Source organism: Candidatus Afararchaeum irisae, assembly GCA_034190545.1.
GTDB lineage: Archaea > Halobacteriota > Halobacteria > Halobacteriales > Afararchaeaceae > Afararchaeum > Afararchaeum irisae.
This window is the reverse complement of the sequence record JAXIOF010000029.1, coordinates 32,164-42,087: the sequence shown is the minus strand read 5'-3', so window position 1 is coordinate 42,087 and position 9,924 is coordinate 32,164. Positions and strand designations below refer to the sequence as shown.

General features: G+C 54.7%; 10 protein-coding genes and 1 pseudogene. 7 read left to right on the top strand and 4 right to left on the bottom strand.

The annotated features are described in order from the left end of the window. The first annotated feature begins 123 nt into the window (after positions 1 to 123). Positions 124 to 507 carry a type IV pilin gene (locus SV253_04245; GenBank protein MDY6775274.1) on the top strand — a complete coding sequence of 128 codons (384 nt, stop codon included), beginning with the start codon at positions 124 to 126 and terminating at the stop codon, positions 505 to 507. 125 nt (positions 508 to 632) lie between these two features. On the opposite strand, the gene SV253_04240 is transcribed toward SV253_04245, so the two are convergent. Next, the gene (locus tag SV253_04240) at positions 633 to 1,670 is read right to left on the bottom strand and encodes a zinc-dependent alcohol dehydrogenase family protein (GenBank protein MDY6775273.1); all 1,038 of its coding nucleotides are present in this window, start codon (positions 1,668 to 1,670) and stop codon (positions 633 to 635) included. A gap of 102 nt (positions 1,671 to 1,772) precedes the next feature. Here SV253_04240 and SV253_04235 point away from each other — a divergent pair, with 102 nt between their 5' ends. Together SV253_04235 and SV253_04230 are read left to right on the top strand one after the other, a co-directional pair. Beyond that, a complete protein-coding gene (locus SV253_04235) occupies positions 1,773 to 2,318 on the top strand; it encodes an OsmC family protein (GenBank protein ID MDY6775272.1) in 546 nt (181 codons plus the stop codon). A 23-nt stretch (positions 2,319 to 2,341) separates the two neighbouring features. Next, positions 2,342 to 2,515: a hypothetical protein gene (locus tag SV253_04230; protein MDY6775271.1), complete on the top strand. Its 174-nt coding sequence runs from the start codon at positions 2,342 to 2,344 to the stop codon at positions 2,513 to 2,515. On the opposite strand, the gene SV253_04225 is transcribed toward SV253_04230, so the two are convergent. After that, positions 2,499 to 3,716 carry a bacterio-opsin activator domain-containing protein gene (locus SV253_04225; protein ID MDY6775270.1) on the bottom strand — a complete coding sequence of 406 codons (1,218 nt, stop codon included), beginning with the start codon at positions 3,714 to 3,716 and terminating at the stop codon, positions 2,499 to 2,501. The genes SV253_04230 and SV253_04225 overlap by 17 nt on opposite strands. A gap of 89 nt (positions 3,717 to 3,805) precedes the next feature. Here SV253_04225 and SV253_04220 point away from each other — a divergent pair, with 89 nt between their 5' ends. Further along, positions 3,806 to 4,228, top strand: coding sequence for a hypothetical protein (locus SV253_04220; protein MDY6775269.1), 423 nt, complete (start codon positions 3,806 to 3,808; stop codon positions 4,226 to 4,228). A gap of 82 nt (positions 4,229 to 4,310) precedes the next feature. Here SV253_04220 and SV253_04215 read toward each other — a convergent pair whose 3' ends face one another. Continuing rightward, entirely contained in the window at positions 4,311 to 5,279 is a 969-nt protein-coding gene (locus tag SV253_04215) for a HAMP domain-containing sensor histidine kinase (GenBank protein ID MDY6775268.1), read from the bottom strand. Between the two features lie 854 nt (positions 5,280 to 6,133). Here SV253_04215 and SV253_04210 point away from each other — a divergent pair. Beyond that, positions 6,134 to 6,316, top strand: a pseudogene (locus SV253_04210) (DUF2237 family protein). 185 nt (positions 6,317 to 6,501) lie between these two features. Here the strand turns inward: SV253_04210 and SV253_04205 are convergent. Further along, entirely contained in the window at positions 6,502 to 7,815 is a 1,314-nt protein-coding gene (locus SV253_04205; protein MDY6775267.1) for a hypothetical protein, read from the bottom strand. Positions 7,816 to 7,937: 122 nt separating this feature from the next. On the opposite strand from SV253_04205, the gene SV253_04200 reads away from it, so the two are divergent. After that, positions 7,938 to 8,675: an ABC transporter ATP-binding protein gene (locus SV253_04200; protein ID MDY6775266.1), complete on the top strand. Its 738-nt coding sequence runs from the start codon at positions 7,938 to 7,940 to the stop codon at positions 8,673 to 8,675. Next, a complete protein-coding gene (locus SV253_04195; GenBank protein MDY6775265.1) occupies positions 8,672 to 9,916 on the top strand; it encodes an ABC transporter permease in 1,245 nt (414 codons plus the stop codon). Before SV253_04200 ends, SV253_04195 begins: the two co-directional genes overlap by 4 nt. Positions 9,917 to 9,924 lie beyond the last annotated feature (8 nt).

Sequence of the window (9,924 nt, the reverse complement as noted above, 5' to 3'; positions counted from 1 at the left end):
AGACGCTAGTTACCGCTACGCAACCGAGGTGTGAGTCTTAGCTAAAGACGAATGAGTCCTGACCTAGCCCTATCTTTTCAGCACAGGCAGAAGACTCAAATATCTACATAATAAATCATCTACATGGTAGACGGTGAGGGAGTAAGAGACAAGGCAATCTCTTCGACCGTGGGAGTGATTCTGATGGTCGTAATAGCGGTTATGATAGCCTCTGTCGTCGGGATTACGGCTATGGAGGTCTCAAGCGACAACATACCCGAGGAGCCGGGTTTCGCGGGAATCGAGACCCAAGAGTACACGTTTTCGGAAGACGCTGACGATCCGTGCGCTGACAACGAGATAGGGATTAAGGCGACCCTAGTATCGGCTCCCAAGGCGGATCACATATATGTCCTCGGTGACGGTGGAAAGGTCAATAAAACAGTCTGGGACGACCCCTCTTCTCAGATAGGTGACACGAAGTATCTGGCTAACGAGGTAGTAGGAAACGGGAACCCCCCCTACTGACGTCGACATAGGAGTTCCAGGCGGATCAGACTGGGCGATCTGCCCCGGCGAGAACGTCCGTCTTCGTTTCATGGCGACACACGACGGCGGGAAACACGTAGTACGGATACACGAGACCGGCTAGGCTAAGGCTTCACGAGAACCTTGATCGCCTCGCGTTCGTCCATCGCACGGTAGCCCTCAGCGATCTCGTCGAGACTCACCGTCTTCGTGAATACCGGTGATGGATCGAGAGTACCCTGTAAGACGTCTTCCATGAGATCGTCGGCGTACGCACGAACCGGGGCGACGCCTCCGCGTAACTCGACGTTCTTCCGGAAGAACGAGAAGACGTCGAATCCCTCGTTCTCGACGCCGTATGGGACTCCGACGTATCCGACAGTACCCCCGGGTCTACACACCTCGACAGCGGTCTCCATCGAAGACGCCGCACCTACACATTCGAGTACGTGGTTCGGACCGCCGTATGTGAGTTCACGTACGCGTTCGATGGCTTCCTCACCCCTCTCCGAGACTGTCTGGGTCGCTCCGAACTCCTCGGCGACTTCGAGCCTGTCGTCGTGGTGTCCCACCGCAATTACACGTTCGGCTCCGAGACGGCTTGCGGCTAGGACTCCACAGAGACCAACCGCTCCGTCCCCTATAACCACACACGTGTCACCCTCTCCGACACGCGCACTCTTCGCAGCGTGGTGTCCCGTACCCATGACGTCGGTGAGGGGAAGAAGGGATTCGAGTGCGTCGTCGTCGGCGTGTCTGTCAGGTATTCTCACGAGAGTTCCGTCGGCGTAGGGACACCGGACGTACTCTCCCTGTGCCCCGCCGTTTTCGTCGTCCCACGACTCGGATTTAACGCACGACGTGTAGAGTCCCTTCCTGCAGAACTCACAGTCTCCACAGCTTATAGAGAAGGGTGCCAGGACGCGGTCTCCGGGATCGACTGAGCGGACGTCGTCGCCGACCTCCTCGACTATCCCCATCGGCTCGTGACCAACGCGTGAACCCGGCTCCTGATCCTTCTCGCCGCGGTAGAACCAGAGATCGGAGCCACAGATCGCAGTGTGTGTGATACGTACCACGGCGTCGTTCGGGCTGTCGATCTCCGGCTTCGGAACCTCCTCGACTGATATATCTCCGGGCGAGTTATAGACTGCGGCTCTCATATACGTATATCCTCTTCGGGGCTGTAAAAGCCTTCCACTGAGTTCTCGCCTATACATATAGGCTCCGTCTTTTTCGGAGTCGAGGGAGTACTTAGACACGAGATGAACCGAGTAAACGGACTCCCGACTCAGAAGCTGGAGAGCCTCCTCGAAGACGTCAACCAGAACCCCGAAGCCGCGTCGTTCACCTTCCGATCCGAGACCGAGTGGACGGGCGGGTTTTCGAGCGTGACGAGGATATCCGACTTCGATCACAACGGCGAGACGGTCGAATCCCCCGAGTTCGAGATCGTCGGCGACGAGCCAGAGGCACTTCTCGGAGAACGCGAGGGACCTAACGCAGTAGAGCTACTCCTTGGAGCGGTTGGGTCGTGTCTCAGCGTCACCTACGCGGGACACGCAGCCGCGAAAGGCATCGAGATAGAAGATATGGAGTTCGAGTTCGAGGGCGAGTTAGACCTCCGCGGATTCCTCGGAATCGGTGACGTCAGACCAGGCTACGACGAGATAAGCTGTAGACTGAGTATAGAGACCGAAGCCTCCGAAGAAGAGATCGAGAGCCTCCACGAGGAGGTCAAACAGACCTCGCCACTCTACGACAACGTCACGAACGAGGTCAGCCTCGACATCTCTCTTGAGACCAACTGATACATAGATACTGACACAATGGTATGATATGTGAAAGCTGTGTCTACTATCCGCCCAACCTCCGGAGAGACGACTACTCCGACGAAGAGTGGGAGGAGCTTCAGTCAGTCGACTGTTCGGTAGGAGCCGAGCCCGGGGACGAAGTATGTGACGAGTTCCGGACTGACTCTTGTGACTTGGTCAGCCTCCGAGAATAGACGAGAGTATCTCGCTCTCGGCTTCACGTATGTGCTCTGAGAAGGTGGGCTGAGAGATCCCGAGCATATCGGCGACCTCGTCGGAGGTCTTAGATCTCGGATACTCGAAGTATCCGCTGAGATAAGCCGTCTCCAGGACTTCCGTCTGTCTCCTCGTCAGACCGTCAGTCGGGGAGGACGCGACACGGCTGTCTCCGTCTGTGTCTTCATCCCCGATCCCGCGTCCTCTGGGTCTTCTCGCGGGATCACGTCTTGCTAGTATCTCCACTCCGTCGTACTCCGACTCTAACGACTCCATTAGACCCGACACGTCAGACTCGGGCGGAAGACGGGCTACTACTGTTCCCTCGCCGTCGTCAGCGGCTGCCGTCTCAAGCTTGCCCCCGTGCTCGGCTATGACTGCGGCTATACACGGCTTCGAGGTGATCACAGCCCATCTACATCTACCCTCGGTCGCGGTGTCATCCGGGACGGCTATCCTCGCGTACTCGTCAATCTTCCCGAACCTCTCCGCTATCCCACGTATCTCGGAGTCGGCGGTACCGTCTACCTCTACTGTGAGTATCTGGAGGAATCTACCGTCAGGACGTTGTACCATGCTTTCGATCTCAACAGTCGAAGACAGCTCTTCCGAGACATAGACAGAGAAGAGACGTGAGTCCGAGACACCGAACTCAAGCTCGACGTATCTGTCCGACAGGAGGCTCTTTCTCGTCTCGGCGGAGCTTATAGTGAATCCTACGAGGTCGCTCAGGCTCTCGAAGGTATGTACCTCGTCGTCGCTGAAACGTCTCTCGGAAACCACACCGAGGATACCGTAGGGAACGTCCTCGAAACTTATTGGAACTGTGGCTATGTACTCAGTCTCGGCGTCGGTACCCGTGTCTGTGTCGTCGGTATCTGTATCTGTATCTGTGTCTGTGTCTGCCGTACCGCGGCTCTCGACGACTCGTCTCTCACGTCTCTCGGCGGATTCGAGGACGGCTTCCTTCTCTGTGTCTGATAGACAGCCTCTCGGATCTGTCTCCCCTTCGACGCCGTACTCACGTAAGACGACCTCGTTCCGATTTTTCACCTCAGAAACCCAGGCTCGTGTGTACGTCGCTGTCGAGGTAAGAGTTTCACAGACTGCTTCCTCTATGCCCTCACGTGTCCTCCTCTCAAGTATCTCGTCGGAGCTCTCACGGAGTATGTCTGTCACTACATACTGTAGTAGTCTCGTGACGAAATACGTTCCCACTCCTTCTCGGATAGACAAGATACTTAAGAGTTCGGAGGATACTCACGGACGTGTTAGACTTAGCCTCTATATTGGGGTTCCTCAAGGACTCGTCGTCTGAGTCGAGGGACTACTACTCACCCCACTCGTCGGAGGTGTTGGACGAGGCGACCGAGGGTCTAGACATATCCACATCCGAGGCTGACAGACTTCTACAGACGTTCGAGGAGGCAGTTCTGACGGACTCCGTACTGTCGGATCTCAGAGACAGGGCAGCCGGAGACGGTGACTCCTCGGGATTCATCTACATCGCAGACGAGAGCCAGAGGTATCTCGTAATCGGGGGTGCCTCACGTCTCTACGACGGTCTCTCGGAGGAGGTGCTGTCAGAGGATGACATCGAGGTCATACGGCGGATCTACGACGTCGCTGCGTCGAAGAACGGAGACGGCGAGGACACAGCCCTTGAGGACGTCATCTTCGTGGAGAAGTAGTTCAGTTTGTCTATATACGGTAATATTTCCCATAGCCCCCAAACTTTTACATATATCCCACATTCCACGGAAGATTTAATCTTCAGACGACGTCATCGAACGACCTCCACAGACGTATCTCGAAGACTGTGCCCTCGGGACGGCTGTCCCTGACCCGTATGTCGCCCCTGTACTCCTCCACCAGCTTGTCGGCGAAGAAGAGAGAGATTCCCTCTCCGTGCCGAAGGTCGTCCTTTTCCTCGTGTCCAAAGACGAGACACCTGTCTTCCTCGGGAATACCCGGACCGTTGTCCTCTACTGAGACAGTCACACTAAGCCGGTTTCTCTCGACGTCTATCTCAAGACGCGGCTCGTCTTTGTCGTTGTGTACGACTCCGTTCTCAGCCACGGCTCGGATGACTGATCTCAGATCTTCGTCAGCCACGACTTTCAGACTGTCCGTCGCGTCGAGTCCGAGACGTATATCGGCTTCGTCGAACCTCTCTCTGAGTCTCTCGACCTCTTCTTCGAGTATTCTGTCGAGACTAACCGAGTGAAGTCGTCGGCTTTCTGCGAGTATGCTTTCGAGACGACGGGCTTTACTCGCAGTCCTGTCCATCCTCTCGATCTCCTTCTCCGACTTAGCTAGATGATCCCGAACCCGGGAGTAGTCTCCGTTCTCGATCTTGGTCTCTACGAGATCTATCTGTCCCTTGATTACCGTAAGGCTGTTTCTGAGATCGTGTCTCATCACCCTGTCGAGGACATCCTTGCCTTCCTTAATCTTCTTCTCCTCGTTTATGACTCCGAGTGCGAAGTAGGCTGAGAATCCGGCAATCAGGTTAGTAGCCGTCTCTACAGCCTCGAACTTCGAGACTAAGTCCCCCGTCTGTATGAATGAGACTGTCTCGACAGACTGGTGTATAGCCATCGACCAGAGTAGTAAGACTACAGTCAAGGGCTTCCAGCTTCTCAGCCTGTTTGTCCTGAGTATTACGTGTGATATAGTGAGAAACAGAAACACCATCGGAAACAAGCTGTACAGATATATCTCCCATGTCCCATCAAACATATCCAGTTCGAGTACACCAACCGTTTTAGATATAATAAGGCTGTTAATAAGGCTGTTGGTGAATTACGGATATCTCAGACCTCGTGAAGTACCACGGGTCGGGTGTTTCGCAAATCCGAAGGATTTGCTAAAGTTGTGAAATCTACGATTTCACAGCCCGTGAATCATTGATTCACGAAGCCGAAATCACAGATTTCGGAAACCCGTGGCTTCCGTATCTATCCTCTGACACTATGCCAGCGTAACGGAGCAACGGAATTTAATTCCGCCTGCACTTCCATGTTGAATGGTCGTGTGGAGGAACAAACACCCGAACAGGCTTCACCTTCCGTGATAGGGTTTCTATCACCGCCGAAGGTTTATCACTCGCACAGTCCGTGCGAGCGTATGCAGTTGCATACTGTCCGTAGGCGTATGCCACTTCACTCACGGCACGACAAGACAAGACTCACCATGCTTCAGGGTTTTGTGATGCCTATAATTACCCTCCAACCATTATACAACGTAGGGTTAGTTAAATACTTCGACGCGATTCACCCACAGTCACTAACGTCTGCAAATCAGAGATTTGCAGGCTCGTGAATCATAGATTCACGAACGTTCCTTGCTTTGCTTCACTACGTTCAGCAAAACACGGGTCAGGTGTTTCGCAAATCGAAGATTTGCTAAAGTTACAAAATCTCTGATTTTGTAGCCCGTGAATCAATGATTCACGAAGCCGAAAACCTACGGTTTTCGGAAACCCGTGGAACTCTCGCTGCTCTCCTTTAGAACCAGAGGCAAAGCTTGATATTCTCCCCCTAAACGAGGACTCTTAAAGCCCTCGTGTGCACACGAATCTTCGGATTCGTGAACGTCCTGAGGTGGAGTTTGCGGATCTCGAGCCCGGAGACCGCTGGTGTCTCTGTCTCAGTCGTTGGATAGAGGATGAGGAGGCAGGCGTCGCACCTCCCGTAGTTCTGGAGGCGACCAACGATCCGGTTCTCGACACCGTGGAGTTCTCGACTCCTCTCATACTGAAGGACAAAAGAACGTGAATACGAATTTTTCCTATAAGTCGCAAAGAATAACACGGGTACCGTATCCGACGTTTTCCGAGAAGACCGTATTCAATCTTTATCTTTATCTATTTTTGTAACAAGATCTTTGATCTTGCTTACTCACAGAGCTTCGCTTTGTGAATGTCCTCCAGTATAAGCATTTCTGATGGTAAACTTAAGCCTCAGCCGAGATTCTCGACGACCTCTAAGACCGTCTCGGCAGACTCCGTCTCGGAGACTACTGCGTGTCTGAGTTTGTCTCCGTCTGTCTCGTGAGTCCAAGAGACTGCGGCTCCTCGGCTCGTCTCCGAGACAGTGACTGTCGTGTTGACTCCGTCTATAACGACCTCAGTCTCCTGAGTCGATGTCTTGTTTACGCTGGTACCCGTGTGCCGATCAGCGAAGCCGAAGCTTCGGCTGGTTTCTTCGGCTGAGACGACTCTGAGACGCGATCCGTCGTCTACGTACTCCTGTACTGCGGCTGTCTCACCCGCGTAGACGATCTTACGTCCCTCGTCGAAGCTGTAGTTCGAGCCTAGGCGGAGTAGATCGAAATCGGTCGAGTCCTGTAGACCGTCGAAGGAGTCGAAGGTCGAAGTCGCGAACTGTGAGCCTTCTCCGTCAGTCGGAGGCTCGAAGGTTGAGTCGGCTATACTCACGTTGAACCTCGTCCGGGTCATGTCGACTGTGACAGTCGCGTTCGGGGTCTCCACCTCCTGTCTCAGAACTACGTTGTCGTCCGAGACCCAGTAGGTCACGAGGGTCTCGGGATGTAGGCTCTGGTTCTCATCTCTGAGAGTTATCTCAACTACGTGTGCTTCGGTGCCACGGATACTCTGTGTTCCGACGTACTCAGACGTACTGTTTAGGCTGTGGTTCGAAAAGTCGCTGTGACTGTGTCTGAAGCTGTGGTTAGGGAGACCGTCGGCATTCCACGGCTGAGTCATGTTCATGTTGGCGTCGAACGACCCCCACGCTCCCGGATACTCAGACTTGCTGTGGTTGAATCCGTGTCCTTCGAAGGGATCGGCGTCACCCTGCTTAAAGTCATGTATCTCGTCGCGGCTGTAGACACGTGTTAAGCCCGTCTTCTCGGAATGTAGCCAGACAGCCGAGCCGTTCGATCCCATTACAACAGATCCGTTCTCAGTCTCTACCGAGACACGTGACTCGTTCTCGTCGGTAGCGGCGAACGAGACTGCGTAGCTTCTGGTTTCACCCTCCTTACTGACCTCGACAGTCGCGTTTCCGGCGAGAGTCTCGGAGGAGTTGTACCTCTCGTGTACCCCGTCGAGAACCGAGTCTGCGGTCACCGTCGCGTCGTCGCCCGAGTCAGTACCCATCGGGGTCTGGGCTATAGTAAGACCCGCTCCTACGACACCTATTACGAGAAGAGCTATCGCAAGTAGACCGAAGCTGTCCGTGATACCCCGGCTTTCTGAGTCGTCGGCTGCGGTGTCGGTGTCAGTGTCGGTGGGGCTGTCTCTCTTATCCATCACGATACATACACACTGTACGGTTAAATGGCTTGTGCGTGTTCGACGTTCTAGAGAGACGAACCACTGCCGTACGGCGGATAGGACAAAGGTATATACGGTCTCAGGCTCTATCTTGAGTAGTGACACACGCTAACTCAGCCCCGGGCGACGGCTCTCTGTCGGAGACGGTAGTCGAGGTCGCTGACGTCGTCAAGAGGTACGACCTCGGCGGCACCGTAAAGGCTCTCGACGGGGTCTCGGTGAGTCTGCGTGAGGGATCGTACACCGCAGTCATGGGTCCGAGCGGATCGGGTAAGAGCACTCTTCTGAACCTCATAGGCGGTCTAGATGTTCCCGACGAGGGTGAAGTGAGGATACGTGACGAGGAGATAGGGTCGGTTACCGGGGACAGACGTGCGTCCCTTAGAGGTACAGAGGTCGGATTTATATTCCAGACTTTCAACTTAATGCCTCGTCTCACAGCCGTCGAGAACGTCGCACTGCCTCTGGCTTTCGCCGGATGGGGAAAGGAAGAAAGGCTCGAACGCGCGAGACAGAGCCTCGACGACGTCGGCTTAGGAGACAGATACGACCACAAGCCGACCCAGCTTAGCGGAGGACAGAGACAGCGTGTTGCGATAGCACGCGCGCTTGCCCCGGACCCGTCGGTAGTTCTCGCCGACGAGCCCACGGGAAACATAGACACCGAGACGGGGGACGAGATAATGGATCTACTCTCGGAGATTCACGACGACGGAAACACGGTTCTCCTCGTGACACACTCACGCCGTATTGCCGAACATGCTGAGAGAATCGTACATATCCGTGACGGCGACGTTGAGAGAGTCGAAGATCTCAGAAAAGGGGATCGAGTATGAAGCTGAAAGAGATACTACGTATATCCGGACGTTCGATACGTGCTCACCGTCTGAGGTCTTCTCTCACAGTCTTAGGTGTCGTGATCGGTATCGCGTCTGTGATAGTCTTCTCAACATTCGGCGCGAGTGTCAGGGCTGACGTCGTGGGTCAGATAGGCACTACGAACGCTAACAACATCTATGTCTTTCCGGGCGAGGACGAACACGGTGCCCCGACCGACTTCGGAGCCTCGATAAACCCCGTGTTTACGACGGGTGACGTAGAAGAGATCTCGGAGATAGAGGGGGTCAAGAAGGTGATACCGAGAGGAATAATTCCGGTGTCGTCCCTGTCGTATGCCAACCGGACAGTCGCACAACAGACAGTGATCGCCACGGTTCCCGAGACGTTTAGCCAGGAATCCGTCTTGGAGGGGCGTGGATTCAGGTCTGGATCCGACGAGATAGTCATGAATCAGCCCGCCGCAGAGGCGTTCGGGGAGAACGTCACAGTCGGCTCGACGGTGGTTATGACAGACTCGTCAGGCGAGGAGACCGAGTTAAGAGTAGTCGGAATAGTGTCGTCGACACAGGGCGAGTTCGTCACGGGATTCGGCGACGCAGTCCCGCGTTTCTACCTACCCTCAGATCCTTTCTACACCACGACAGTGACGGTACCGGGTCTCGGATACGACCAGAAAGCCTACCCACAGATGACTGTCGTCGCTGACACTGAAAGTGTCGGAGAGACGGGAGACAAGATCGAGGAGTACCTCAGACAGAGCTCCGACGCCTCGGGTCTGGTTCCCGACAACAGTGGATTCACGGTTCAGACGAGCGGCGACATAATAGACGAGATACAGGACGTCATAGACAGGATAACTAAGTTCGTGACGGGGATAGCCGTTATATCACTCGTAGTCGGCGCGGTCGGAATAGCTAACATCACACTCGTGAGCGTGACCGAACGTACGAAGGAGATTGGAATAATGAAGTCAGTCGGAGCTACCAACCGCGACGTCGTGAAGCTCTTCCTCACCGAGGCTGTCCTACTGAGCACCGCGGGATCAGTCATCGGAATACCCATCGGTCTCGGAATAGCCTGGGGTGCTACGGTCTATGCGGGTGTCGGCTTCACTCCCGCAGTCGGATGGGTCGTCTTCTCGGTCTTCATGGGAGTCACAGTCGGTGTGGTCGCGGGCATATATCCCGCCTGGAGGGCATCGAAGGTAAACCCCATAGACGCCCTCAGGTACGAGTAGCCCAACCC

What these genes read in the sequence shown, in the direction of transcription:
- SV253_04230 (MDY6775271.1), top strand. Translation starts at nt 2,342, where the DNA reads ATGATATGTGAAAGCTGTGTCTACTATCCGCCCAACCTCCGGAGAGAC.
- SV253_04215 (MDY6775268.1), bottom strand. Translation starts at nt 5,279, where the DNA reads ATGTTTGATGGGACATGGGAGATATATCTGTACAGCTTGTTTCCGATG.
- SV253_04195 (MDY6775265.1), top strand. Translation starts at nt 8,672, where the DNA reads ATGAAGCTGAAAGAGATACTACGTATATCCGGACGTTCGATACGTGCT.
- SV253_04245 (MDY6775274.1), top strand. Translation starts at nt 124, where the DNA reads ATGGTAGACGGTGAGGGAGTAAGAGACAAGGCAATCTCTTCGACCGTG.
- SV253_04240 (MDY6775273.1), bottom strand. Translation starts at nt 1,670, where the DNA reads ATGAGAGCCGCAGTCTATAACTCGCCCGGAGATATATCAGTCGAGGAG.
- SV253_04235 (MDY6775272.1), top strand. Translation starts at nt 1,773, where the DNA reads ATGAACCGAGTAAACGGACTCCCGACTCAGAAGCTGGAGAGCCTCCTC.
- SV253_04205 (MDY6775267.1), bottom strand. Translation starts at nt 7,815, where the DNA reads ATGGATAAGAGAGACAGCCCCACCGACACTGACACCGACACCGCAGCC.